A 25,294-nucleotide genomic window follows, 5' to 3' on the forward strand; every position below is an offset into this window, starting at 1 on the left:
AATGGCAGGGGCGGCTGGATTCGAACCAACGCATGGCAGGATCAAAACCTGCTGCCTTACCGCTTGGCGACGCCCCTGTATTGAATCAATCGAGTGCCTGGCACTCAATTCCTGCTACAGAATTTGCAGCTTACGATGCAACATCGAGATGTTGCTTCCTTTCGCTACGAACCCCGTAAGGGTCTCTGTAAGAAGGGCCGAGACTTTATCAGCTTCAGCTTTGTTTGGGAAGGCCCCAAACACACAACTTCCAGTTCCGGTTAATTTTGCTTCGGTAAATTTACCTAGCAAATTCAAAGCGTTACGTACTTCTGGGTAACGCCTCTCTACAACCGCCTTACAGTCATTTCGACTGTTTCCCTTGGGAACGGGGCGCACTTTAATGGGCGGCGTGTCGCGTGTCAACAACGGATCTGAAAAAATTTCTGCTGTACTTACAGATACTTGCGGGACGAGCACCAAATACCAGGGTTCTTCCGGGTCCACCGGGGTGAGAATTTCGCCGACGCCCTCAGCAAAAGCGGCATGTCCACGTACGAAAACCGGTACATCGGCGCCCAGTGTCAGCCCCAGTTGCGCCAGACGATCCTCATCCCAGCCGAGCTGCCATAAATGATTCAGGGCCAGCAGGGTGGTCGCTGCATCCGAGCTGCCGCCGCCGATACCGCCACCCATGGGCAGGCGTTTTTCCAGCCAGATGTCCATGCCCAGTGTACAACCGGACTGTTGTTGCAGGGCACGGGCGGCTTTGACGATCAGGTTACTGTCATGCGGGACGCCGGGAACGTCGGTCTGCAGGTGAATCTCGCCATCTTCGCGAACGCTAAAACCCAGTTCGTCGCCGTAATCGAGAAACTGAAACAGCGTCTGCAGTTCGTGATAACCGTCAGGACGACGTCCGAGAATGTGCAGCATGAGGTTGAGTTTTGCCGGGGCAGGCAAAACCAGTTGTGGCGTGCTCATGCTCATTGCCCCAGTTTGCGAGGCTGCCAGTCCTTGATGACCAGCGTGACATCCAGATCCTGCCCGTGCAGCTTGACGCGCTCTGGCAGCCAATAGCCGTTCTGCTCGACGTAGCTGAGGTATTCCACCTGCCAGCCATCCTGTTCAAGGCTGGCCAGTCGGCTGTCGCCATCGAGTGTCACGTTGCTTTTGCTGTCCGGTGCCGGTAGACCGCGTACCCACCATACAAGGTGCGACACGGGTAGTTTCCAGCCCAGTTGATCCTGCAGCAGTGATTCTGGCGAGGTGGCTTCGTAGCGGCCCTGATTGGCGACTTCGAGCACCACGGCGCCGGGCCTGCCGGTCAGGCGTGCAGCACCACGACCGAGCGGGCCGGACAGGCGGATATCGTAGTAATCCTGGCGCTGCAGCCAGAACAGGGTGCCGCTGCCGGAGTCTTTCGGCGCGCGGATACCGACCTTGCCGTTGATCTGCCAGCCATCGAGGCTGCTCAGTTGCTGTTTGTGCTCGCGCCATTGCGCGGAGTCACCTTTGCCCTGAACGGCTTCGCGGGAGGTGAGGCCGGCGCAGCCGGTGAGCAGGGCGATGAGGCTGAATACGATTACGTGGCGCAAAAACATAACGTCAAAGGGTCTCTGATCCGGTCAAGCGTCGCAATGTGCTGCGCAGGACGGTGCTGTCGGGTTGTTGTTCAAGGGCCTTGGCCCAGACTTTTTTGGCTTCGCGCTGCTCGCCCTTGGCCCAGAGTACTTCGCCCAGGTGGGCGGCCACTTCGTGGTCGGGGAAGCGTTCGAGTGCCTGACGCAGGTAGCGCTCGGCATCGTCCAGATTGCCCAGGCGGTAGTTCACCCAGCCAAGGCTGTCGAGCACTGCCGGATCGTCGGGGCTGATCTTGTGGGCTTTTTCGATCAGGTCGCGTGCCTCGCTATAACGCGTCGTGCGATCGGAAAGGGTGTAGCCCAGCGCATTCAGCGCCATGGCGTTTTCCGGTTCGCGCTTGATGATGGTGCGCAGGTCTTTTTCCATCTGCGCCAGATCATTGCGTTTTTCAGCCAGCATGGCGCGGGTGTACAGCAGGTTGGCGTCGTCCGGGTATTGCTTGAGCGCCTGATTCAGCACCTGCCAGCCACGGTCCAGTTGATCATTGCTGGTCAGGGTTTCGGCTTCGATCAGGTACAGCTGGATTGCATAATCGGGCTCTTCGGCGCGCGCTTCGGACAGCCGTTTGGCGGCTTCGGCACCGTTACCGTTGCTGACCAGAATATCGGCCTGGCGCAATTGCGCCGCCAGGAAGTCCGGGCCGGGACCGACCTGAGCGTATTCGTTGAGCGCGCTTTGCGGGTCATCGCGCTCTTCGTGGATACGGCCCAGATTCAAATGCGCCGAATCGACATGCGCGCCACGGGCGATCAGCTCTTCCAGATAGCCCGCTGCTTCGTCCCAGGCCTTGGCTTCAAGACACACCAGGGCCAGCGAAAAGCGCAGCTCGTCGTCATCCGGATACTGCTGCAAGAGTGCGGAAAACTGCACTTTGGCGTCTTCCATGCGGTTCTGCTCGACGAGCATGCGCGCATAGGTCAGGCGCAGGCGCTTGTCGTCGGGGTATTTCTTGATGCTTTTTTCCAGCAGGGGCACCGCTTCCTTGCCTCGATTCATGCTTTGCAGCAGGCGGGCGTGCAGCAGGATCGGCGCGATTTCACCTTCTTTCGGCGGGTTGTCTTCAAGCAGTTTCAGCGATTGTTCGGAATCGCCGTTCTGCTGCAGCAACAGCGCCTTGCCGAAAATCAGCTGGCCGTTGTTCGGGTATTTGCCCAGCAGTCGGTCAAAGCTCTTGAGCAGACCATTGCGGGTATCCGGATCTGTTTCGGCCGCCGACAGGGCCAGAAAATCGAAGTGCGTGTCGCCCTGGCCTTGCAGGACTCTCTCCATGTACACAAGGGAATCGTCGTAACGCCCGGCGCGCGCCAGTTGGATGGCGGCAGCTCGTTGCGCTTCGAGATTGCCCGGCGCGTTCCTCGCCCAGATCAGTGCGGTATCCAGCGCCGATTGATCGGCACCCATGTACTCAGCGATCTGATAAGCGCGCTCCGAGACCCCCGGATCCTGAGTCTTGATCGCCTGGGTCACATAGTTGTCCAGGGCGATGTCGAAGCGGTTGCGCTGGCCAGCCAGCTCCGCACTCAACAGGCTGACCAGGGTGTCCTGAGTGAACGAACCATAGACCTGCGGCTTGGCTTCAGGCGCGGGCGGGGCGTCCTTTTGAGCGGGCACAGGCTGTGACGAGGCGGGAGTCATGGACTGACAGCCACCCAGAAAGGCGAGAGCAAGGAACAACGCGGAGGATCTATTCATATATAAGAAGGGCGGCTTACCTGCGGTGGGAGCATCATGACACAAGGCTGTTGGCAAAACCCACAGCCGTCGGAAAAACTGATGCAATGCGTGTGTTTGCAGTGTCGCGGAGCCGAAAGCACGGTCTGCGACGAGCGATTGTAGTGGGACAATAATATGTGGTGGTTGTTCTGAGCTTATCGAAGTAGGACAATTACCGGCTTCACGTCACCACCTGCGACCCTGAATGGCCTTCCTTGCACTCGGTATCAACCATAAGACCGCCTCGGTCGACGTTCGCGAGCGTGTGGCATTTACCCCGGAACAGCTGGTCGAGGCATTGCAGCAGCTCTGCCAACTGACGGAAAGCCGCGAGGCTGCGATCCTTTCTACCTGCAACCGCAGCGAGTTGTACATCGAACACGAGCACCTTGGCGCGGACAGTATTCTTGCCTGGCTGGCCAATTATCATCACCTCAGTCTTGAAGAATTGCGTGCCAGTGCTTACGTGCACGAAGATGACGCTGCCGTGCGGCACATGATGCGTGTCGCCTCGGGGCTCGATTCGCTGGTGCTTGGCGAGCCGCAGATTCTCGGCCAGATGAAGTCTGCCTACGCGGTTGCCCGCGAAGCCGGCACGGTCGGGCCGTTGCTCGGTCGTCTGTTTCAGGCGACGTTCAGCGCTGCCAAACAGGTACGTACCGACACTGCCATTGGCGAAAACCCGGTCTCTGTGGCCTTTGCTGCAGTCAGCCTGGCGAAACAGATTTTCAGTGACCTGCAACGCAGCCAGGCCTTGTTGATCGGTGCAGGCGAGACCATTACTCTGGTCGCCCGGCATCTGCATGATCTGGGCGTCAAGCGTATCGTGGTCGCCAACCGCACGCTGGAACGCGCCAGCATGCTTGCCGCCGAGTTCGGTGCGCACGCGGTGCTGCTGTCGGACATCCCGGCGGAACTGGTCAACAGCGATATCGTGATCAGCTCCACCGCCAGCCAGTTGCCGATTCTGGGCAAGGGCGCCGTGGAAAGTGCGTTGAAGCTGCGCAAGCACAAACCGATTTTCATGGTCGATATCGCCGTACCGCGGGATATTGAGCCTGAAGTCGGCGAGCTGGACGATGTTTACCTGTACAGCGTTGATGACCTGCATGAAGTGGTGGCAGAGAATCTCAAGAGCCGTCAGGGCGCGGCGCTGGCCGCCGAGCAGCTGGTCAGCGTGGGTGCCGAGGACTTCATGTCGCGCTTGCGCGAACTGGCCGCAGTCGACGTGCTGCGTGCCTATCGTCAGCAAAGCGAACGGCTGCGTGACGAAGAACTGAGCAAGGCGCAACGTATGCTGGCCAACGGCAGCAATGCCGAGGACGTACTGATCCAGCTGGCACGTGGCCTGACCAACAAACTGCTGCATGCACCCAGCGTGCAGCTCAAGAAGCTGTCTGCCGAAGGTCGCGTCGATGCGCTGGCCATGGCCCAGGAACTTTTTGCCCTCGGTGAGGGCTCGACGGATAAACCCCCGCAATGAAAGCTTCACTGCTCAATAAGCTGGATGTGCTCAGCGACCGTTTCGAGGAACTGACCGCGCTGCTCGGCGACGCGGAAGTCATCAGCGATCAGACACGCTTTCGCGCCTATTCCCGTGAATACGCTGAAGTGGAGCCAGTCGTTGCGCTCTACGCGCAGTTGCTCAGGGTGCAGGGCGACCTGGAGGGCGCACAGGCGCTGCTCAAGGACAGCGATCCGGACATGCGCGAAATGGCCGTCGAGGAAGTTCGCGAAACCAAACAGCAACTGGTCGAGCTGGAAGCGCAATTGCAGCGCATGCTGTTGCCCAAGGACCCGAACGACGGTCGTAACGTGTTTCTGGAAATCCGCGCAGGCACCGGTGGCGATGAAGCGGCGATTTTCTCCGGCGACCTGTTCCGCATGTATTCGCGTTACGCCGAGCGGCGTGGCTGGCGCGTCGAGATTCTTTCCGAAAACGAAGGCGAGCATGGCGGCTACAAGGAAGTCATTGCACGTGTCGAGGGGGAAAGCGTCTACGGCAAGCTGAAATTCGAGTCCGGTGCGCACCGTGTGCAGCGTGTTCCGGAGACCGAATCCCAGGGCCGCATCCATACCTCAGCCTGTACGGTTGCGGTGTTGCCGGAGCCTGACGAGCAGCAGGCGATCGAGATCAACCCTGCCGACCTGCGTGTCGATACCTACCGCTCTTCGGGCGCTGGTGGACAGCACGTCAATAAAACCGACTCGGCGATCCGCATCACCCACTTGCCGTCGGGTATTGTCGTCGAGTGCCAGGAAGAGCGTTCGCAGCACAAGAACAGAGCCCGGGCAATGTCCTGGCTATCTGCCAAACTGAATGATCAGCAGACCAGCGCGGCGGCCAATGCCATTGCCAGCGAGCGCAAGCTGCTGGTCGGCTCGGGCGATCGGTCCGAGCGCATACGTACGTATAACTTCCCTCAGGGGCGAGTGACGGATCACCGCGTGAACCTGACTCTGTATTCGCTGGATGAAGTTCTGGCGGGCGGGGTCGATGCAGTGATAGAGCCGCTACTCGCTGAATATCAGGCTGATCAACTTGCGGCACTGGGTGAGTAAATGACCATCATCGCAAGTGTACTCAGAAGCGCCGAGCTTCCCGATTCACCGACTGCACGGCTTGATGCCGAGCTGCTGCTGGCGGCGGCGCTGGGCAAACCACGCAGTTTTCTGCACACCTGGCCCGAACGCATCGTCAGCACCGAAGCCGCCGTGGCATTCGCCGGCTACATGGAGCGCCGCAGCAAGGGCGAGCCGGTCGCTTACATCCTCGGCCAGCAGGGCTTCTGGAAGCTTGATCTGGAAGTCGCCCCACACACGTTGATCCCGCGCCCCGAAACCGAAATGCTGGTCGAGGCGGCACTGGAACTGGTGCCTGCCTTCGCACCCGCTCAGGTGCTGGACCTCGGCACCGGCACCGGCGCAATTGCGCTGGCGCTGGCCAACGACCGCCAGCAATGGAAGGTCACCGCGGTTGACCGTGTGCCAGAGGCCGTCGCCTTGGCTGAGCGTAACCGGCAGCGCTTGCAACTGAACAACGCCGAAGTCTTTGAAAGCCACTGGTTCGGTGGCCTGCAAGGTCGACAGTTCGACCTGATCATCAGCAACCCGCCGTACATCTCTGACGCAGATCCGCATCTGTCGGCTGGCGACGTGCGTTTTGAGCCGAGCAGTGCGCTGGTGGCCGGTTCCGACGGGCTGGATGACTTGCGCACGATCATCGAACAGGCGCCTGCACATCTCAATGCGGATGGCTGGCTGCTGCTGGAGCACGGCTACGATCAGGGACCTGCGGTGCGTGAGCTGCTGATTCGCCAGGGCTTCGAGCGTATTCAGACGCGCCGTGATCTGGGCGAGCATGAGCGCATCACGTTCGGATGCAAGCTGTGCTGAGTGATCAGGAGCTGCTGCGCTACAGTCGCCAGATTCTGCTGCAACATGTTGATATCAATGGCCAGCTAAGACTCAAGCAAAGTCGTGCGCTGGTCGTGGGCGTCGGCGGGCTTGGCTCGCCGGTGGCCCTGTATCTGGCCGCCGCTGGGGTTGGTGAGCTGCATCTGGCGGATTTCGATCACGTCGACCTGACCAACCTGCAACGCCAGATCATCCACGACACTCAGAGCATCGGGCAGGCCAAGGTAGATTCGGCCATCACCCGGCTCAATGCGATCAATCCCGAGATCACCCTTGTCGCTCATCGTGCAGCGCTGGATACCGACTCACTGGATGCGGCGGTACAGGCTGTCGATCTGGTGCTCGATTGCTCGGATAATTTCGCCACTCGCGAAGCGGTCAACGCCGCCTGTGTCGCTGCCGGCAAGCCGTTGGTCAGTGGTGCGGCCATTCGGCTTGAAGGGCAGTTGTCGGTGTTCGACCCGCGTCGTGCGGACAGCCCTTGTTACCATTGTCTGTACGGGCATGGCAGCGAAGCCGAACTGACCTGCAGCGAGGCCGGTGTCATCGGGCCGCTGGTCGGTCTGGTTGGCAGCCTGCAAGCGCTGGAGGCGTTGAAACTGCTGGCCGGCTTTGGCGAACCCATGGTCGGTCGACTGTTATTGATCGACGCCTTGAGCACGCGTTTCCGTGAACTGAAGGTCAAGCGTGACCCGGCGTGCAGCGTCTGTGGTCCGGCCAGTGTGCAGCGCGAGCATGCTTGACGTGCATATGAGCCATGGCGGCGATGCACCGGTCGGAATCTTCGATTCCGGGGTCGGTGGTCTGTCGGTGCTCAATGAAATCCGCCAGCTGTTGCCCAGCGAGTCGCTGCTGTATCTGGCGGACTGCGGGCACATTCCCTACGGTGAAAAGACTCCCGAATTTATCATCGAGCGATGCCTGACGATTGCCGGGTTTTTCCGCGAGCAGGGGGCCAAGGCGCTGGTCGTCGCCTGCAACACGGCTACTGCCGCAGGTGTGTCGCATATACGTCAGCGCTACCCGGACTGGCCGATTGTCGGTATGGAGCCAGCGGTCAAACCGGCTGCCGAGGCGACCCGCAGCGGCGTTGTCGGCGTGCTGGCGACTACCGGAACGCTACAAAGCGCCCGCTTTGCGGCCTTGCTGGACCGTTTTGCCAACGATGTGCGGGTCGTGACCCAGCCGTGCCCCGGGCTGGTCGAGCTGATCGAAACCGGCGACCTGGTCAGTCCGCAAATCCGTCAATTGCTGCAGCATTATGTCGAGCCGTTGCTGGCAGCGCGCTGTGACACGATCATTTTGGGCTGTACTCATTACCCGTTTCTCAAGCCATTGCTGCGCGAAATGCTCCCCGAATCGGTCACCCTGATCGATACCGGAGCCGCAGTGGCGCGGCAACTGCAGCGTCTTTTGACGCGGTCCGGCCTGCTTGCCAGTGGTGTCGCCCGAGACACTGTGTATTGGTCTAGTGACATACCGGACAATTTCAGAAAAATCCTACCTTTTTTGTCGCAAAACGTCGGCAATGTGAGAAGCTTCCGTTTGTAAAAAAAACGTGAAAAAAGGCGCTTTTGGTGTGAACTAACGTCGCCTCCGCGGCTTCTATAAAAGCGGCTGATGAATTCCAACACTTTTCGTACAATTTAATATATTTAGGACGTTTCTCATGAAGAGACTCTTTTGCCTGGCCGTGATTGCGGCCGCTTTGGCAGGGCAAGCTTCAATCGCGCAGGCTGATGGTGTTGAGTTTTCGGTCGGTCAGACCGGCGAGTCGACCATGACTTATCGTCTGGGCGTGCAGTTTGATTGGGATAAAACCTGGCTGCAAAGCGACATCGGCCGTCTGACCGGCTACTGGGATGGCGCTTACACCTACTGGGATGGCAAGGACTACAAGGATAACCACAGCCTGTCGTTCTCCCCGGTTCTGGTCTACGAGTTCGGCAACGGCAACGTCAAGCCATACGTAGAAGCCGGTATCGGCGTCTCGGTGTTCTCCAACACCCAGGTTGAAGATCGCAAGTTCGGTTCTGCCTTCAACTTCGAAGACCGTATCGGTTTCGGTCTGCGCTTCGCGGGCGGGCATGAAGTCGGTATCCGTGCGACCCACTACTCCAACGCCGGCATCAAAGAGCCGAACGACGGTATAGAGAGCTACGCACTGCACTACAAGATGCCGTTCTGATAAAACAGCTGCCTCTCATGCCAGCGCCCCGCGTTGGCATGCATTTCGTGACGCTCCGCTCCGGACCATCCCCCCCCCCCCCCCGCAGAAGAGCCCGGGTGACGGCGCTTTCAGGCTTCTGCCCGCAGGGCGTAGGAGCGAACTTGTTCGCGAAAGGGCCGGTATATTCACCGAGAATACTTCGTCTGAACTGACGCCTTCGCGAACAAGTTCGCTCCTACGGCCTTCGGCCAGAATCAAGAACAGATTTGTGTATAACGCTTAGCACAGCGCGTGGGGACGATAGTGATGAATCAAAGATAAGCCGTCGCAATCCCTTTGCGTTCGTTCAGGCAGTCTTCCGCACCCGCTTCGAATTCACGACAGATCAACGGGCGTTTCTCGTAGATCGTGCACATCATCGTGTTGCGATCCAGCGCAGCGCACCAGCCGTCATCCAGGCGCAACATGACCTCGCCACCCCACTCATCGGTATCGATGTAACGCTCAGGCACGCCCGTGTCGGTGATCAGCATCACTTCCAGTTGGCAGCAGCAGGCTGCGCAGGTCGAACAAGTGACTGCCGGTTCGCCGTGGACCTCGGCGAGCGGAATGAGTGTAGCGTTCAGAGCGTTTCTCCCGAGTGTCTGGCGGCGCGGGCTGCCAGCCATTGCAGCAGGGGAAATATACCCGCCCAGACCAGCCCCAGCACCAGCATGCCTGGCCACACTCCGAGGGGAAGGTGGACCTGGGCCAGTTGCGAGCCGGCATAGTACGACATCGGGCCGCCAATAGCGCCCAGCACGACTGCACGCCATAGCGGCTTCGCCGTCCAGGCCAGGCAATGATTGAGCGTGGTGCCCAGCACCGCCCACAACAGCGCCAGCCACAACGGCAAGAGGTAGCCGCCCGTGCCGAAATCAAAAACGCCGAGTGTCATCAAGGTACTGTCCAGCACGATACCGATCAAGGTCACCGTCAGAATCAGCCGGCCTTCCGCTGCCCATGAGCTGATCCACAGAAAATGCACCGCCAGCACGCCCACGGCGATCAGCAGCCAGAAGCTGTTGCCGCCCAGTACGCAGGCGAACCAGCCGATCTGAAACAACAGCGCGTTGGCAATGGATTTAAGCATTGAAGCGCCCAAGCAGCGGTTCGCGCAGCGCTTCGGGCTTGGCGAGCAGCAGTTGCGCGGTGCCGATGGTCCGCTCCAGGAAGCCGCCTTCGCAGTAGCACAGGTAAAACTCCCACAGGCGCAGGAAATGCTCGTCGTAACCCAGCTCGGCGAGTTTGCCGTGGGCGTTTTTGAAGTTGTCGTGCCACAGGCGCAGGGTGCGCGCGTAGTGCAAGCCGAAATCTTCCATGTGCAGCAGGTTCATGTCGGTATCGCTGCCGACGATGTCGAGCATCTTCGCCACCGAGGGCAGGGCGCCACCGGGGAAAATGTAACGCTGGATGAAGTCCACAGTGCGCTTGGCCTGTGCGTAACGCTGTTCGCGGATGGTGATCGCCTGCAGCAGCATCATGCCGTTGCTTTTCAGCAGGTTCGCGCATTGCTTGAAGTAGGTGGGCAGAAAGCGATGGCCGACCGCTTCGATCATCTCGATGGACACCAGCTTGTCGTACTCACCGGTCAGGTCCCGGTAGTCGGTCAGCAGCAACGTCACGCGATCCTGCAGGCCCAGTTCGATCAGTCGTCGCTCGGTGTAGGCGAACTGCTCCTTGGACAGGGTCGTAGTGGTCACCTGGCAGCCGTAGTGCTGCGCCGCGTAAATAGCCATGCTGCCCCAGCCGGTGCCGATTTCCAGCAAGTGATCGGTGGGCTTCAGGGCGAGTTTCTGACAGATGCGCTCGAGCTTGTTCAACTGCGCCTGTTCCAGCGTGTCGTCTTCGCTGAGGAACTGTGCGGCTGAATACATCATGGTCGGGTCGAGAAACTGCTCGAACAGCGTGTTGCCCAGGTCGTAGTGGGCCGCGATATTTTTCTGCGAGCCTTCGCGTGTATTGCGGTTGAGCCAGTGCAACGCGTGAATCAGCGGGCGGGTCAGGCGCGCCATTCCGCCCTCCATCGCATCCAGCACATCCAGATTGCTGACAAACACCCTGATCACCGCCGTCAGGTCTGGTGTCGTCCAGTAGCCATGAATGAAGGCCTCGCCCGCACCGATGGAACCGTTACTGGCGACCATGCCCCAGGCTGCCGAATCGAGAAGGTGGATTTCAGCCTGAATCAGCGCGCCGTTCTTGCCGAACACATGGCGCTCACCCCGTTCGACAATCACCAACTGGCCGTTGCGCAGTCCGGCGAGTTGCCGCAGCACGCCTCGGCGCAGGAGGTTGGCAGTCAAACCATTAGTGCCCAGATTGGCAGAAAAACTACTGCTACTGCTTTTCATGGAGTGAGTCCTTGGATTGCGCGGCGGCAGCACGGTACTCGCCGTCAGCGGCCTGATGGGAAAAGATGGGTATGCGTTTGACCAACAGGCGCATGGCCTGCCAATAAATGGCCAGACAGGTTTTCGCGGTCATCCATGGATAAGCGATCAGATAGCGATGCAGCGTCTTGCGGTTGAGACTCTGGCGGGTCAGATTGAGCGTGGCGTCAAACATCTTCAGTTCGCCTTGCCAGTCAGCCATGTGTACACCGATCCGTTCGGCGGGCTGGCTGAAGCTCATGCGGTACTCGAGATCACGTGGCAGAAACGGTGAAACATGAAAGGCCTTGGCCACGGCGAAATGCTGATGGCCTTCGCCGGTGGCGGGCAGCACATAGCTGTAGCGCTCGCCCCACGGGGTATTGGTCACTTCACACAGAATGCCGGCCAGTGTGCCGTCAGCTTCGTGGCAGTAGAAAAAACTCACCGGGTTGAACGACAGCCCCCAACTGCGCGCCTGCGTCAGCAGGCAGACGCGGCCAGACGGGATGCGCCCCAACGCTTTGCCGACCCGCTCGCGGACCGCCTCGATGAGCGTCAGTCCTTGCCCGGTCAGCTCTGGCAGATAGTCTCGCTCACGAAACGAGAACGGCGCAAAACGCCCCCGGCCTGCCAGTGGGGAGAGCCCCAGTACGCTGTCCTGTTCATCCAGATCCAGATAGAGCAGGCCTATCCGATAGGTGAACTCATGGGCGCGCGGTGCAAACCGCCGGTGGCTGATCCAGCCACTGTAGAGGGCGCTGTTCACAGCGTTTCACCAAAGGCCTGGGCGACACGCAGGCCGCTGACCACGCCGTCTTCGTGAAAGCCATTGGCCCAGTAGGCGCCGCAGTACCAGGTGTGGTCGACACCGTTGATTTCCTCCCAGCGCGCCTGTGCAGTGATCGCATCGAGGCTGTATTGCGGATGGGCATAGCGGTAGCGGCCAAGGATTTTGGCCGGGTCGATGGCCGCAGTCTGGTTGAGGCTGACGCAGAACGTCGTGTCGCTCTCGATCCCTTGCAGAATGTTCATGTCATAGGTGACGGCGGCCGACTGCTGTTCGCCGCCGCCCAGGCGATAGTTCCAGCTCGCCCAGGCCAGTTTGCGCTTGGGCAGCAGTCGCGTGTCGGTGTGCAGCACCACATCGTTTTCGGCATAGCGCAGCGCGCCGAGAATCGACTGCTCGGCACTCGATGGCTGTGCCAGCAGGGCCAGGGCCTGATCGCTGTGACAGGCAAACACCACCTTGTCGAAACGTTCGCTGCCCATGGCGCTGTGCAGCGTCACACCTTCGCTGTCACGCTCGACACGTGTGACCGGGCAGGACAGACGAATGCGCTCGCGGAACGAGGCTGTCAGCGGTTCCACATAACTTCTGGAACCGCCTTCGATCACGCACCATTGCGGCCGATGAGTGACTGAGAGCAGGCCGTGATTCTTGAAAAAGCGCACGAAGAACTGCAGCGGGAAGCCGAGCATGTCGGCCAGCGACATCGACCAGATCGCCGCGCCCATGGGCACGATGTAATGATCGATGAAGCGCTGGCCATAACCGCCGTTCTTCAGGTACTCGCCCAGCGTGGTGTCTGCCGCGATGCGCTGGTTTTCCAGATCATCGACCGATTGACGATTGAAGCGCAGGATATCGCGCAGCATGCCCCAGAACCGCGGCGACAGCAGGTTGCTGCGCTGGGCGAACAGGCTGTTGAGGTTGTTGCCGTTATATTCCACGCCAGTACGCGGATCATGTACCGAAAAACTCATTTCCGCAGGCTGGAAGCCGACACCCAGCTGGCCTAGCAGGCGAATGAAATTGGGGTAGGTCCAGTCGTTGAAGACAATGAAACCGGTGTCGATCGCGTAGGCGCGGCCTTCGACCTGCACATCCACCGTGTGAGTATGCCCGCCGATCCAGTCCGAAGACTCGAACACGGTCACCTCATGCGCGCGGTTGAGCAGGTAGGCACTGGTCAGGCCAGAAATCCCGCTGCCAATGACTGCGATCTTCATTGCGCGTCCTTATTCGACGATTCGCTGCGCGCCATGCGTTTGCCGAGGGCCAGTCGGGCGCGTGCCGGGAGCAGGGCCAGTAAGCTCATGCTGAAGATGAACAGCGCCGGAAAGGCGATATCCAGCGGACGTTTGTTGCGCCCCAGTTTGCTGGCGATATGTTTGGCTGCCTTCTCGACAGGCCAGCGCATGGGCATGGGGAAATCATTTTTCTGCGTCAGCGGCGTGTCGACGAACCCGGGGCTGACCACTGTCACGTCGATGTTTTCGCTGGCCAGGTCCAGGCGCAGCGCTTCGAGCAGATAACGCAGGCCGGCTTTCGACGCGCCGTAGGCTTCGGCGCGGGGCAGGGCCAGGTAGGTCACCGCACTGGCCACGCCGACCAGGTGCGGCTGATGACCTTTGCGCAGCAGCGGCAACGCGTGCTCGATGCAGTAACTGCTGGCCAGCAGGTTGGTGCGTACCACGCGTTCGACCATGGCCGCTTCAAACTGTCGGGCGTCGATGTATTCGCAGGTGCCCGCGTTGAAGATGGCCGTGTCCAGGGCTCCCCATTGCCGGGCGATGTCGTCGGCAATCGCCTTGACTTGCTCGGGGTCGGTGATGTCACCGGTCACCAGCAGCACCTGCGTGGGATAAACGTTCGCAAGGTTCTGCAATGGCTCAAGCGTGCGGGCGGTCAGCGCCAGCCGGTGACCGGCGTTGAGCAGTTCTTTGGCCAGCGCCAGGCCAATGCCGCTGCTTGCTCCGGTCAACCAGATGCGTCGTGCAACAGGAGTGCTCATCCCAACCTCTTCTTCAACCAATGGATGACTCGACCCATGATGGGCAGATGTTCGTAGAGCAATGCACCGGCATCGAAATAGTCCCGGTGTCGATAAACCTTGTCGCGCCACTTCAGGTGCGAACAGCCTTCTACCCGAATCGTCCGGCCGGCGGCCAGACGCGGGTGCGAATAACTCATGGTCCAGACCAGATAGCCCTCGCCGGGGCGCACCTCGTCGAAGGCGTGGAAGTCGAAATGCAGGTCCTGGACGTTGGCGTACAGCTCGCCGAAATAGCGGCGCATGGCGGCAAGGCCATGGATATCGTGCATCGGGTCGCTGAACGACACATCTTCGCTGTACAGCTCGGCAACCTGGTCAAGGTTGTCCTTGTTCAGCGCGGCAAAACCCTCGGCGAAGCGATGCAGGAAATCAGCCATGTTCGACTCCTGCGGCCGGCTGTCGAGCCGGGAGCGCCTTGAACGCTGCCAGGGCGCGGGCGCGGCTCTTGCTCAGGTCGACGATGGGTTTCGGGTAGTCGGCAGCGCCAAACAGGTCACCGATTAACGACGGGTCGTGAATCTGCTTTTTATTCATATCCGCCAGTTCCGGCAGCCAGCGCTTGATGAACACGCCCTCGGGGTCGAAGCGTTCCGACTGCGACAGTGGATTGAAAATACGGAAGTAGGGCGCCGAGTCGGTACCAGTGGACGAGCTCCACTGCCAGCCGCCGTTGTTGGACGCCAGATCACCGTCGATCAGGTGGCGCATGAAAAAGCGCTCGCCCTCACGCCAGTCGATCAGAAGATTTTTGGTGAGAAACATCGCAACGACCATCCTTAGCCGATTGTGCATCCATCCGGTTTCCAGCAACTGGCGCATCGCTGCGTCAATGATTGGCAGCCCGGTACGCGCTTCTTGCCAGGCGCGCAGTTCTTCAGGTGCATCGCGCCACTTCAACGCCTCGGTTTCCGGGCGAAAGGCGCGATGACGCGAGACGCGCGGGTAGCCGACCAGCGTGTGTTTATAGAACTCTCGCCATAATAGCTCGTTGATCCAGGTCACGGTGCCCACGTCGCCAGTCTCGAACTCGCCCTGATTACTGGCCAGTGCCGCGTGCAGGCACTGGCGCGGCGAAATCACCCCGGCCGCCAGATAGGCCGACAACTGGCTGGTGCCGGGCTTGGCCGGAAAGTCGCGTTCGGTCTTGTAGTAGCTGATCTGCTCGTCGGCGAAGGCGTCCATGCGCCGTCTGGCTTCGGCCTCACCGGCCGGCCACAGGTCACGCAAGGCTTTCGAGGGCGTGGCAAAGCCCTTGACCTGCTCGGGAACCGCATCGCTTTTCATCGACTGTGCCGCCTGCGCTTGCGGGGTGCGCACCGGGTGCGGCATGGCCTCGTGCAGTCGGGTGTAGCAGACCTTCTTGAACTGGGTGAATACCTGAAAATAGTTGCCGGTCTTGGTCAGGATGCTGCCGGGCTTGAATAACAGCTGATCGAGGTAGCTGTTGAAGTGCACACCGGCTTTTTCCATTGCCTTCTGCACCGCCTGGTCGCGGCGGGTTTCGTTGATGCCGTATTCCTGATTGAGGTGCAGGCCCTCGACCTTGAACTGTGTGCACAGTGTTGCCAGCACTTCAGGCGCCTGATCCCAGGTGTCCGCCTCGCGGATCAGCAAAGGAACGTTCAACTCGCCCAGCGCCTTCTCGAGCTCGACCAGATTGCGCAGCCAGAAGTCTACCTTGCAGTCGGCATCGTCATGGCTGCGCCACTGCGCAGGACTGAGCAGGTAGACCGCCAGCGTCGGACCGCGCTCCATGGCGGCGGTCAGGGCAGTGTTGTCTTGAGCGCGCAGGTCGCTGCGCAGCCAGATCAGTTGCATGAGAAGTCCTTAGATAAGTCCGAGCTTGCCCAGCTCGATCTGAGCGCTGAGTACGTCGTGGGCAAGGGTCAGTCCAGATATCTCCTTGGCCTGTACGAGCAACTCGGCATTATGGATCTGCACCGTTGGTCCGCCCAGCACGACAGGGCAGGTGATATTGGCCAGCAATCGGGGCAGATGGAGCACGTTCAGCGACTTGCTGGAATACAGCACTATGCCGCGTGGCTTCAGGTATTCGGCTGCCAGCGCCAGCTCGCCGACCGGCAACGGCCAGTCGAACACCTCGACCGGGCAATCGGCGCTGCTCACCAGCCAGGCCGCCAGCCACAGGTGCGGTTCCAGCGGCAGATCGGACTGATTGACCAGCAGCAACGGGCTGCCATTGAGCTGACGATTGTTGTGGTAGATGCGTGCGCCAAACTTGCTGCGCAGCCAGGAGTAGAAAAACGTGCGCTCCAGTTGCGCGCCGAACTTGCCTTGCCAGCGCTGTTCCAGCTCGGCCAGCAGCGGCAGCAGCAACTGCTCACACAGCGTGCGCGGCGGGTACAGCGACATCGCCTGATTGAACACGTCATCGACCCGGCGTTCGGCCAGCTCGCCGATCGCGACCAGCAAGGTCTGACGCAATGCGTCCCAGTCGTTGGTCGGCGGCAGGGCGTCCTTGCGATTGTCATCGATCAGCCCCTTGACCTGACTGACGGACACACCGCGGTTAAGCCAGGTCAGAATCTTCATGACGCGCTGCACATGCTCGTCCGAATACAGCCGATGACCTTTGGCGGTGCGGTGCGGGACGATCAGCCCGTAACGACGCTCCCAGGCACGCAGGGTGACGGCGTTGACGCCTGTCTGCCGTGCAACCTCGCGGATCGGCAACCAGTCGCCCGGCACCTCTGTGTCTGTTTCATTCATGAGTCAAATCGCATTGCGCAGGCTGAGGTTTTCCGGGTGGGGCTGCATGTACACCTGCAGCGCCACATACGGGTCCGGATGTTGGCGAAAATGATGCTTGAGCAGCGTCAGCGGCACGATCAGGGGCACGATGCCCTGGTGATACTGGGCGATGACCTGCTGGATTTCCTGCTTGTCTTCACTGGTAATGGTTTGTTTCAAATAACCACACAGGTGCTGCAGGACGTTGGTGTGAGTGCTGCGCGTGGCGCACTTTTTCAAGGCTGCCATCAATTGGCTGAAGTACAGCGGCGCGATTTCGTTCGGGTCGGTGCGGCCCATGCTGCCGAGCATCTTGCCCAACGCCTTGTATTGCACCGGGTCGTTGGCCATCAGCTGGTATTTGTAGCGCGAGTGGAATTCGGTCAGGGCGCGCCGGGTGACGCCTTCTTTCAGCAACTGTTGCCAGGCCGCGTAGGCAAACACGCGGGTGACGAAGTTTTCGCGCAGCACGGCATCGTTGAGCCGGCCGTCTTCCTCGACGGGCAGATCGGGGTGACGTTCGCAAAAGGCCTGCGCATAGATCCCGCGACCGCCGCCATCGACCGGGGCGCCGTTTTCGCGGTAGACCTTGACCCGCTCCAGGCCGCATGAAGGGGATTTCTGCATGAAGATGTAGCCGCAGATATCGCCCAGCTCAGCGGCCATCTGTATGCCGTAATCCGCCAGGGCCTGGGTAACGTCCAGGTCACGATTGACCGTACCAAGCGCCTTGGGATTTTCTGCGTCGCCCACCAGCCTGATCGGCTCGCGCGGGATGCCCATGCCGATAGCGACTTCAGGACACGCCTGGACGAAATCGAAGTACTTGCTCAACGCCTGCGTACACAGATGAGATTCCTTGTGTCCGCCATTGAAGCGAACCTCGGCACCCATCAGGCAGGCACTGATGCCGAGTTTGGGTTTTTCGATTGCGGACGCCGCCATCAGTCACCTCTACAGAAGACTTGTACAGATAGTTCGTGCTGTACAACTTGTCTTCATCATAGGGGTGTAATTGTACAAGTCAAATTCTTTGTAGAGGGCGGTAAGGGCTGATTCCAGCTACTTCCAGCCCATCCGCCATGTATCTGACTGTTGCAGCACTTGCCACGGCAGTCGCTCGCTGCGCTGGGTCAGCACGGCCTGCAGCTCTATTTCCAGGACGGTGCCTTCTTCGTCCTTGAACAGCTCGGTGACCAGAAAGTGTTTTTCCCGGTTGAGCGGGGTGGCTGCTGTCCATTTCGACAGCAGCAGCTTGCGCGGGTTGATCTGATTCATTGCACGTGTTCCAGCAATCGACGCGCGGCTTCCTGCCCACTCAGCCATGCGCCTTCCACGCGTCCGGACAGGCACCAGTCGCCGCACACGTAAATGCCCAGATCGGCATCCGACAGGGCGCCCCATTCGTGAGAGCCGGCAGGCCGTGCATACAGCCAGCGGTGGGCGAGGCTGAACACTGGCGCGGGCATGGTGCAGTCGATCAACTCCGCGAAGGCGCCGTGCAACTGTTCGGTCACCTGTTCTCTGGAGGCGTCGATATTCTGCTGGCTCCACTGGCTGGTGGCGTGCAGTACCCAGGTATCGAGCGTGGCGTCGCGCCCGGGTTTGCTGCGGTTGCGGGCCAGCCAGTCCAGCGGGCTGTCCTGCACGAAGCAACCCTGCATGGGCGTCTGCAATGGGGTTTCGAAGGCCAGCGCCACAGCCCAGGTCGGGTCCATCTTCACGCCTGCCACGACGCTTGCCAGTTTCGGCGCGGCAGCCAGCAGGGCTGTGGCCTGAGGGGCCGGGGTGGCGATGATCACATGGCTGAAAGGGCCGTGGCTTTCGCCTTCGGCATCCAGCAGGTTCCAGTGTTGTTCGCCGCGAAACACTTCAGTGATCCGGCACGAGAACGACACTGGCAGATCGCCGCGCATCGCCCGGGTAATAGCGCTCATGCCAGGCGTACCCACCCAGCGCACTTGCTCATCCGGTGAAGGGCTGAGTCTGCCGCCATGAAAGTTGTAGAGCGAGGGTGTCCACTCGGCGACGTGGCCCTGGGTTTGCCACTGCTTGACTGCAGTGGCAAAGCGCCGGTCACGGGCGGTGAAATACTGTGCGCCCATGTCCAGCGAACCTGCGTCGCTGCGCTTGCTGGACATACGACCGCCGCTGCCGCGGCTCTTGTCGAAAAGGTGCACCTGATGCCCGGCGGCTGTAAGCGCCTGGGCTGCTGAGAGTCCGGCGATACCGGTACCGATGATTGCGATAGGGACAGTCATAGGGGCCTCGTTACCTTGTCTGTACAGACTACGCCGTAGTTAAAACCTGTACAATCTTCTTGTTTGGTATAACTTGCAGTGGTTTTGCAATTTAGCGATTGAGTCACACTGCCACTGGCAAGGTCGAACGGTTCAGCGACTCGGGCGAAGGCCTCGAGGCTGCGCTTCATTCTGCTGTGGCCTATGGTTCAGCTGACAGTTTCGTTTTCCGGACCAACGTCACGGACAGCGTCACTGGTAAAAATAAGACTACTCAATTGTCACCTACGCCACGCGAGGTTATCTGCCATGCACATATTGCTGACCGGTGGTACTGGTTTGATAGGACGAGCGCTCTGCCGTTTCTGGTCTGCTCAAGGCCATGAATTGACGGTATGGAGCCGAACACCCGCCGATGTCGTCGAGCTGTGCGGCCCCTCAGTGCGTGGCATTGCCAGCCTTGATGAGCTGGGCACGCAGCCGGTGGATGCAATCATCAATCTGGCAGGCGCGCCCATTGCGGATCGTCCCTGGACCCGCAAGCGCCGTCTGTTGCTGTGGGAGAGTCGCGTCGGCCTGACCGAGCAACTGCTGAAATGGCTGGGCACTCGCGCGCAAAAACCTGCGCTGATGATTTCCGGTTCCGCAGTCGGTTGGTACGGCGACAGTGGCGAGCGCGAAATCGACGAAACCTCGCTGCCTGCCAAGGAAGACTTTGCCAGCCAGCTGTGCAATGCCTGGGAAGAAACCGCGCAACGTGCCGAGGCGCTGGGTGTGCGGGTGGTGCTGATACGCACGGGGCTGGTGCTGTCCGATCGTGCCGGTTTTCTGCAGCGTCTGTTGCCCCCTTTCAAATTCGGCATGGGCGGGCCGATCGGTAACGGCAGGCAGTGGATGCCGTGGGTTCACATCCAGGATCAAATCGCCGCAATTGATTTTTTGTTAAATCTGAATGAAGCAAAGGGTGCTTATAATGTTTGCGCGCCTTCACCGGTGCGCAATCGTCAGTTTGCCAAGACCCTGGCCGGCATTCTGCACCGACCGGCGTTCATGCCCATGCCTGCGCTGGCCCTGAAGGTATTGCTGGGTGAGCTTTCGGTATTGCTGCTCGGTGGTCAGCGTGCGCGGCCGGAGCGTTTGCAGGAAGCTGGTTTTACATTCAAGTACACCGAACTCGACACCGCCCTGCAGGATTTGCTGGGTCGCCACTGAACGCTGTTGAAATGAATAGGATGTTGCATGACCGATCACGCTTTGTTGCTGGTCAATCTGGGTTCGCCTGCCTCTACTCAAGTGGCAGACGTGCGCAGCTACCTGAACCAGTTCCTGATGGATCCTTATGTGATCGACCTGCCGTGGCCAGTGCGCAGGCTGTTGGTCTCGCTGATTCTGATCAAACGGCCAGAGCAGTCCGCACACGCCTATGCGTCCATCTGGTGGGATGAAGGTTCGCCTCTGGTGGTGCTGAGCAAGCGTCTGCAGCAGGCGATGAAAAAGGAGTGGTCGCACGGGCCGGTCGAGCTGGCCATGCGTTATGGCGAGCCGTCCATCGAAACCGTGCTGACGCGCCTGGCAGAGCAGGGCTTCAAGAAGGTCACCCTGGCGCCGCTGTATCCGCAGTTCGCCGACAGCACGGTGACCACGGTCATTGAAGAAGCCAAACGTGTGGTGCGCGCCAAATCGTTGAAAATGCAGTTCTCGGTGCTGCAGCCGTTCTACGATCAGCCCGAGTACCTGAGTGCGCTGGTGGAAAGCGTGCGGCCGCATCTGGAGCAGCCTTACGACCATTTGCTGCTGAGCTTTCACGGTCTTCCCGAGCGGCACCTGCACAAGCTCGACCCGACCGGCAAGCATTGCCTGAAGGACGACTGCTGCATGACCGCCCCCGCCGAAGTGCTAGCCACCTGCTATCGCGCGCAGTGCATACATTCGGCGGCGGCATTCGCCAAACGTATGGGCATTGCTGACGGCAAATGGTCGGTGTCGTTCCAGTCACGTCTGGGGCGTGCCAAGTGGATCGAACCCTACACCGAAGCGCATCTGGACGAACTGGCGGCGAAAGGTGTGAAGAAGCTGCTGGTCATGTGTCCGGCGTTCGTGGCTGATTGCATCGAGACGCTGGAGGAGATCGGTGATCGCGGTGCCGAGCAGTTCAAGGAAGCGGGGGGAGAGGAACTGATTCTGATCCCTTGCCTGAACGACGACCCCAACTGGGCGAAAGAGTTGAACAGACTGTGCGAGCGTGCGCCGTTGATGTTGTAGTGCTGCGAACGCCAGGGTGGTGGTGATCGTTCCTACGCTCCGCGTAGGAATGCATTTCGTGACGCTCCGCGTCACAAATCTGCGCTGCACCGCACATTCAGGATCGGACGCAGAGCGTCCAGAACTGCATGCCAACGCGGAGCGTTGGCACGATGGTCAAGCCCACTCCCGGCAGGATTACGGCAACTGATCATCCAGTTGCTTGTTCTTCCAGCTGTCATTGCCCGGCAGGATCAGGTTCAGGGCGATGGCGGTCACGGCGCACAGGGCGATGCCCTTCAGGCCGAAATCGTTCGGGCCGTTGCCGGTGCCGATCAATACGCCGCCGATCCCGAATACCAGGGTGACCGAGACAATCACCAGATTGCGCGCTTCGGCCAGGTCGATCTTGTGGCGGATCAGGGTGTTCATGCCCACTGCGGCAATCGAACCGAACAGCAGACATAGAATGCCGCCCATCACCGGCACCGGAATGCTCTGCAGCAGCGCGCCGAACTTGCCGATGAACGCCAGTGTGATCGCAAAGAACGACGCCCAGATCATGATCTGCGGGTTGTAATTCTTGGTCAGCATCACCGCGCCAGTCACTTCGGCGTAAGTGGTATTGGGCGGGCCGCCGAACAGACCCGCTGCGGTGGTGGCGATGCCGTCGCCGAACAGCGTGCGGTGCAGGCCCGGCTTTTTCAGGTAATCGCGTCCGGTCACACTGCCGACTGCAATCACGCCGCCGATGTGCTCGATGGCCGGGGCCAGGGCCACCGGAACAATGAACAGTATCGCCTGCCAGTTGAATTCCGGTGCGGTGAAGTGCGGCAAGGCCAGCCAGGCGGCGTCAGCGATTTTTTTGGTATCGACCACACCAAAGTAGAACGACAGCGCGAAGCCCACCAGCACGCCGGAGATGATCGGCACCAGACGGAAAATGCCTTTGCCGAACACCGCCACGATCAGCGTGGTCAGCAGGGCGGGCATCGAAATCAGCATGGCGGTCTGATAAGGAATCAACTGCACGCCATCGCCGGACTTGCCCATCGCCATGTTGGCTGCAATCGGGGCCATGGCCAGGCCGATGGAGATGATGACCGGCCCGATCACCACGGGAGGCAGCAGGCGATCAATGAAACCGGTGCCCTTGATCTTCACCGCCAGACCGAGAAAGGTATACACAAAGCCTGCCGCCATGACGCCGCCCATGGTCGCGGCCAGACCGAACTGGCCCTTGGCGAGGATGATCGGGGTGATGAAGGCAAAGCTCGAGGCCAGAAAGACCGGCACCTGACGCCCGGTGACGATCTGGAACAGCAGCGTGCCCAGGCCTGCGGTGAACAGCGCCACGTTCGGATCGAGCCCGGTGATCAGCGGCATCAGCACCAGCGCGCCAAAGGCCACGAAGAGCATTTGCGCGCCGGATAAAATCGTGCGCCACAGTGGATCGTTGAACTCCTGCTGCGTCATCGGGTTACGCGTCCTTCTGTTTGGTGCCGAAAATCTTGTCACCGGCATCGCCCAGGCCCGGAATGATGTAGCCGTGTTCGTTTAGACGCTCGTCGACGGAAGCGGTGTAGATCATCACGTCCGGGTGCGCCTTCTCTACGGCAGCGATGCCTTCGGGCGCCGCGACCAGGACCATGGCGCGGATTTCCTTGCAGCCGGCCTTCTTCAGCAGATCGATGGTGGCGACCATCGAGCTGCCGGTGGCCAGCATCGGGTCGATGATCATTGCCAGGCGCTCGTCGATTTCCGGGACCAGTTTTTCCAGGTAGGTGTGCGCCTGCAGGGTTTCTTCGTTGCGGGCCACGCCGACCGCGCTGACCTTGGCGCCCGGAATCAGGCTGAGCACGCCGTCCAGCATGCCGATACCGGCGCGCAGAATCGGCACGACAGTGATTTTCTTGCCCGCGATCTTCTCGACTGACACCGTACCGGCCCAGCCTTGAATGTCGTAGTTTTCCAGCGTCAGGTCGGCGGTGGCTTCATAGGTCAGCAGCGCGCCGACTTCCTGAGCCAGCTCGCGGAAATTCTTGGTGCTGATGTCGGCGCGGCGCATAAGGCCGAGCTTGTGGCGGATCAGTGGGTGACGGATCTCACGAATGGGCATGGGGAAAGGCTCCAGCGGGGCAAAAATCGGTCTAGGTTAATCTATTCGGCACTGACTGTCTTAAAGCACATGCAGTATCGTTACGAAGCTTCGACGTTCGCGGCTTTTGCAAGACACTCGCAACGTTAGTCCAGAATCACTTGCTCTGGCTTGAACGGATGCGTACCTTTGCCCGCTTTTCTCAAACTGCCTTACCTGGAGAGCGTCATGTCCGCTGATCTCGAGCATATCCGTCAAGTCATGCGCGAAGCTGACTGCCTGTACACCGAGGCCGAAGTGGATGCGGCCATTGCCCGCGTCGGCGCGCAGATCAATGCCGAACTGGCCGAGCGCAATCCTGTCGTGTTCTGCGTCATGAATGGCGGCCTGATTTTCTCCGGCAAGCTGCTCACCCATCTGAACTTCCCGCTGGAAGCGTCCTACCTGCACGCGACGCGTTATCGCAACGAAACCACCGGCGGCGATCTGTTCTGGAAAGCCAAGCCGGAAGTCTCGTTCATGGACCGTGACGTGCTGATCATCGACGACATCCTCGATGAAGGCCACACCCTGGGCGCCATCATCGACTTCTGTAAACACGCCGGTGCCCGCGCTGTGCACACGGCCGTGCTGATCGACAAGGACCACGACCGCAAGGCTCGCCCGGACCTGAAAGCCGACTACGTCGGCCTGCCGTGCATCGACCGTTATATCTTCGGCTTCGGTATGGACTACAAAGGTTACTGGCGTAATGCTGCCGGTATCTATGCGGTCAAAGGGATGTAAGGCATTCTGACGGCCGCTTCTGCGAACAGGGGCGGTCGTCGATTGGCAATTATATGGAAACCCTCAATGAAGCTACTGATTCCCGGCGCCGTAGCGTTGGTGCTGTTGTCTGGTCTGGCCGTTGCCGCACCTGCTGCGCCGGTATCGGCCAGCCCCATGCACGATCAATACCTGCCGCCTGACGACCTGAGCCTGCGCGATGGTGTGCCCGAGCAGCAACAGTTGATGCGGGTCACCGAGTACACCATCGTTGCCGGTAACCAGCGGCAATCGAGTCAGCAGCCGATTCCGGTCACCTCGCCCTTGTCGCTGCGCCTCAAGGGCAAGTCGCTGAACAAGGGCGCATCCATCTCCCAGGTGCTCGTGCACTTCGATGGCGGTGATAGCAAAAGCCTTAAAAAGCCGACCTATGATGAGCCGTCGCGCACGTTGACGCTGTATTACCCGCTGTCCCAGTACCGCGTGCTGGTGGACTTGCTGCGCAACGAGAAGGTCTATTGCCAGTTCCTCAGTTATGCCAACGGACACATCTGGGCTGATCTGCACACCACCTCTGCACGTGCGCGTTGAGCGCGGCGCTCGCCGGAGGGTAAACTGCCCGCCCGTGAAAGTGTCTGCGACCTGCTGGAGCCTGTAATGCGTAAAGATAAGAAGCAGTTGATTGGCGATGAGATCGGCGATGAGCAGATCAAACTGTTCCTCGACTTCGAGCCGTATGATGCTACCTCGCCGTCGCTGCACAAGTTGATCAAGGCTTATCGTGGGCTGCGCATCAACGATTTCGAACGCTTTCTGGTGTTCTTCAAGGAAGCGGGCCATGACTTCGATGGCAAGGACGAGCACGGCAACGACTTCATCGCCCTGATCAAGGATCAGCGCAATGCTGATGAGTACATCGAACTGATCGAAAAAGCCCGTACGTAATTGCCGTTTGACTGTCGTGCCAATGCTCCGCATTGCCAGAGCTGGACGCAGAGCGTCCGGAACGGCATTCCCACGCGGAG

At 60.0% G+C, this 25,294-nt stretch carries 28 protein-coding genes and 1 tRNA gene; 11 read left to right on the forward strand and 18 right to left on the reverse strand.

The window, feature by feature from the left end; translation table 11 throughout:
- Positions 1-2: 2 nt before the first annotated feature.
- From KUIN1_RS05245 to KUIN1_RS05260, 4 genes are all read right to left on the reverse strand, one after another.
- A tRNA-Gln gene (locus KUIN1_RS05245) sits at positions 3-77 on the reverse strand.
- A 37-nt stretch (positions 78-114) separates the two neighbouring features.
- Complete coding sequence (ispE, locus tag KUIN1_RS05250) at positions 115-963, reverse strand: 4-(cytidine 5'-diphospho)-2-C-methyl-D-erythritol kinase (protein WP_011266731.1); 849 nt, start codon at positions 961-963, stop codon at positions 115-117.
- A gap of 2 nt (positions 964-965) precedes the next feature.
- Entirely contained in the window at positions 966-1,583 is a 618-nt protein-coding gene (gene lolB, locus KUIN1_RS05255; protein ID WP_024640159.1) for a lipoprotein insertase outer membrane protein LolB, read from the reverse strand.
- Positions 1,584-1,587: 4 nt separating this feature from the next.
- Positions 1,588-3,315 carry a tetratricopeptide repeat protein gene (locus KUIN1_RS05260; RefSeq protein ID WP_079998079.1) on the reverse strand — a complete coding sequence of 576 codons (1,728 nt, stop codon included), beginning with the start codon at positions 3,313-3,315 and terminating at the stop codon, positions 1,588-1,590.
- Positions 3,316-3,541: 226 nt separating this feature from the next.
- On the opposite strand from KUIN1_RS05260, the gene hemA reads away from it, so the two are divergent.
- The 6 genes from hemA (at position 3,542) to KUIN1_RS05290 (ending at position 8,941) form a co-directional block, all read left to right on the forward strand.
- Positions 3,542-4,819: a glutamyl-tRNA reductase gene (gene hemA, locus KUIN1_RS05265; RefSeq protein WP_003404937.1), complete on the forward strand. Its 1,278-nt coding sequence runs from the start codon at positions 3,542-3,544 to the stop codon at positions 4,817-4,819.
- Positions 4,816-5,898: a peptide chain release factor 1 gene (gene prfA, locus KUIN1_RS05270; RefSeq protein ID WP_010430223.1), complete on the forward strand. Its 1,083-nt coding sequence runs from the start codon at positions 4,816-4,818 to the stop codon at positions 5,896-5,898. Before hemA ends, prfA begins: the two co-directional genes overlap by 4 nt.
- Positions 5,899-6,732, forward strand: a complete 834-nt coding sequence (prmC, locus tag KUIN1_RS05275) for a peptide chain release factor N(5)-glutamine methyltransferase (protein WP_103754088.1) — start codon at positions 5,899-5,901, stop codon at positions 6,730-6,732.
- Positions 6,726-7,496, forward strand: coding sequence for a molybdopterin-synthase adenylyltransferase MoeB (locus KUIN1_RS05280; protein ID WP_162492729.1), 771 nt, complete (start codon positions 6,726-6,728; stop codon positions 7,494-7,496). Before prmC ends, KUIN1_RS05280 begins: the two co-directional genes overlap by 7 nt.
- Positions 7,489-8,304: a glutamate racemase gene (gene murI / locus KUIN1_RS05285; protein WP_003404950.1), complete on the forward strand. Its 816-nt coding sequence runs from the start codon at positions 7,489-7,491 to the stop codon at positions 8,302-8,304. The genes KUIN1_RS05280 and murI overlap by 8 nt, the downstream gene beginning before the upstream one ends.
- A gap of 118 nt (positions 8,305-8,422) precedes the next feature.
- Positions 8,423-8,941 (forward strand): acyloxyacyl hydrolase, encoded by a 519-nt coding sequence (locus KUIN1_RS05290; RefSeq protein WP_002552154.1) that lies wholly within the window; start codon positions 8,423-8,425, stop codon positions 8,939-8,941.
- 293 nt (positions 8,942-9,234) lie between these two features.
- On the opposite strand, the gene KUIN1_RS05295 is transcribed toward KUIN1_RS05290, so the two are convergent.
- From KUIN1_RS05295 to KUIN1_RS05350, 12 genes are all read right to left on the reverse strand, one after another.
- Complete coding sequence (locus KUIN1_RS05295; RefSeq protein ID WP_046722219.1) at positions 9,235-9,591, reverse strand: YkgJ family cysteine cluster protein; 357 nt, start codon at positions 9,589-9,591, stop codon at positions 9,235-9,237.
- On the reverse strand, positions 9,546-10,055 hold the full coding sequence (locus tag KUIN1_RS05300) for a DUF2878 domain-containing protein (RefSeq protein ID WP_024641569.1): 510 nt from the start codon (positions 10,053-10,055) through the stop codon (positions 9,546-9,548). The genes KUIN1_RS05295 and KUIN1_RS05300 overlap by 46 nt, the downstream gene beginning before the upstream one ends.
- The gene (locus tag KUIN1_RS05305; RefSeq protein ID WP_024652616.1) at positions 10,048-11,316 is read right to left on the reverse strand and encodes an SAM-dependent methyltransferase; all 1,269 of its coding nucleotides are present in this window, start codon (positions 11,314-11,316) and stop codon (positions 10,048-10,050) included. Before KUIN1_RS05305 ends, KUIN1_RS05300 begins: the two co-directional genes overlap by 8 nt.
- On the reverse strand, positions 11,303-12,103 hold the full coding sequence (locus KUIN1_RS05310) for a DUF1365 domain-containing protein (RefSeq protein WP_004406949.1): 801 nt from the start codon (positions 12,101-12,103) through the stop codon (positions 11,303-11,305). The genes KUIN1_RS05305 and KUIN1_RS05310 overlap by 14 nt, the downstream gene beginning before the upstream one ends.
- Complete coding sequence (locus KUIN1_RS05315; protein ID WP_024641570.1) at positions 12,100-13,347, reverse strand: NAD(P)/FAD-dependent oxidoreductase; 1,248 nt, start codon at positions 13,345-13,347, stop codon at positions 12,100-12,102. The genes KUIN1_RS05310 and KUIN1_RS05315 overlap by 4 nt, the downstream gene beginning before the upstream one ends.
- Positions 13,344-14,132, reverse strand: coding sequence for an SDR family NAD(P)-dependent oxidoreductase (locus KUIN1_RS05320; protein ID WP_004406947.1), 789 nt, complete (start codon positions 14,130-14,132; stop codon positions 13,344-13,346). The genes KUIN1_RS05315 and KUIN1_RS05320 overlap by 4 nt, the downstream gene beginning before the upstream one ends.
- On the reverse strand, positions 14,129-14,551 hold the full coding sequence (locus tag KUIN1_RS05325) for a nuclear transport factor 2 family protein (protein WP_024641571.1): 423 nt from the start codon (positions 14,549-14,551) through the stop codon (positions 14,129-14,131). The genes KUIN1_RS05320 and KUIN1_RS05325 overlap by 4 nt, the downstream gene beginning before the upstream one ends.
- Entirely contained in the window at positions 14,544-15,992 is a 1,449-nt protein-coding gene (gene phrB, locus KUIN1_RS05330) for a deoxyribodipyrimidine photo-lyase (protein WP_004406945.1), read from the reverse strand. The genes KUIN1_RS05325 and phrB overlap by 8 nt, the downstream gene beginning before the upstream one ends.
- A gap of 9 nt (positions 15,993-16,001) precedes the next feature.
- Positions 16,002-16,904: a MerR family transcriptional regulator gene (locus tag KUIN1_RS05335; protein WP_032656230.1), complete on the reverse strand. Its 903-nt coding sequence runs from the start codon at positions 16,902-16,904 to the stop codon at positions 16,002-16,004.
- Between the two features lie 3 nt (positions 16,905-16,907).
- The gene (locus tag KUIN1_RS05340; RefSeq protein ID WP_024640149.1) at positions 16,908-17,870 is read right to left on the reverse strand and encodes a YbgA family protein; all 963 of its coding nucleotides are present in this window, start codon (positions 17,868-17,870) and stop codon (positions 16,908-16,910) included.
- Positions 17,871-17,987: 117 nt separating this feature from the next.
- Positions 17,988-18,203 carry a TIGR02450 family Trp-rich protein gene (locus tag KUIN1_RS05345; RefSeq protein WP_004406940.1) on the reverse strand — a complete coding sequence of 72 codons (216 nt, stop codon included), beginning with the start codon at positions 18,201-18,203 and terminating at the stop codon, positions 17,988-17,990.
- The gene (locus tag KUIN1_RS05350) at positions 18,200-19,186 is read right to left on the reverse strand and encodes an NAD(P)/FAD-dependent oxidoreductase (protein WP_011266745.1); all 987 of its coding nucleotides are present in this window, start codon (positions 19,184-19,186) and stop codon (positions 18,200-18,202) included. The genes KUIN1_RS05345 and KUIN1_RS05350 overlap by 4 nt, the downstream gene beginning before the upstream one ends.
- A 288-nt stretch (positions 19,187-19,474) precedes the next feature.
- Here KUIN1_RS05350 and KUIN1_RS05355 point away from each other — a divergent pair, with 288 nt between their 5' ends.
- Together KUIN1_RS05355 and hemH are read left to right on the forward strand one after the other, a co-directional pair.
- Complete coding sequence (locus KUIN1_RS05355) at positions 19,475-20,377, forward strand: TIGR01777 family oxidoreductase (RefSeq protein ID WP_116886579.1); 903 nt, start codon at positions 19,475-19,477, stop codon at positions 20,375-20,377.
- A 27-nt stretch (positions 20,378-20,404) separates the two neighbouring features.
- Positions 20,405-21,427, forward strand: a complete 1,023-nt coding sequence (hemH, locus tag KUIN1_RS05360; protein ID WP_116886578.1) for a ferrochelatase — start codon at positions 20,405-20,407, stop codon at positions 21,425-21,427.
- Between the two features lie 177 nt (positions 21,428-21,604).
- Here hemH and KUIN1_RS05370 read toward each other — a convergent pair whose 3' ends face one another.
- Both KUIN1_RS05370 and upp read right to left on the reverse strand, forming a co-directional pair.
- Entirely contained in the window at positions 21,605-22,882 is a 1,278-nt protein-coding gene (locus KUIN1_RS05370) for a uracil-xanthine permease family protein (RefSeq protein WP_011266747.1), read from the reverse strand.
- Between the two features lie 4 nt (positions 22,883-22,886).
- On the reverse strand, positions 22,887-23,525 hold the full coding sequence (gene upp / locus KUIN1_RS05375; RefSeq protein WP_024642275.1) for a uracil phosphoribosyltransferase: 639 nt from the start codon (positions 23,523-23,525) through the stop codon (positions 22,887-22,889).
- Positions 23,526-23,732: 207 nt separating this feature from the next.
- Here upp and KUIN1_RS05380 point away from each other — a divergent pair, with 207 nt between their 5' ends.
- From KUIN1_RS05380 to KUIN1_RS05390, 3 genes are all read left to right on the forward strand, one after another.
- Positions 23,733-24,290: a hypoxanthine-guanine phosphoribosyltransferase gene (locus KUIN1_RS05380; protein ID WP_003318214.1), complete on the forward strand. Its 558-nt coding sequence runs from the start codon at positions 23,733-23,735 to the stop codon at positions 24,288-24,290.
- A 66-nt stretch (positions 24,291-24,356) separates the two neighbouring features.
- On the forward strand, positions 24,357-24,860 hold the full coding sequence (locus KUIN1_RS05385; RefSeq protein ID WP_004406917.1) for a hypothetical protein: 504 nt from the start codon (positions 24,357-24,359) through the stop codon (positions 24,858-24,860).
- Between the two features lie 66 nt (positions 24,861-24,926).
- Positions 24,927-25,214, forward strand: a complete 288-nt coding sequence (locus KUIN1_RS05390) for a PA4642 family protein (RefSeq protein ID WP_003379227.1) — start codon at positions 24,927-24,929, stop codon at positions 25,212-25,214.
- Positions 25,215-25,294 lie beyond the last annotated feature (80 nt).

This window comes from Pseudomonas sp. KUIN-1 (assembly GCF_009176725.1).
GTDB classification, from domain to species: Bacteria; Pseudomonadota; Gammaproteobacteria; order Pseudomonadales; family Pseudomonadaceae; genus Aquipseudomonas; species Aquipseudomonas fragariae.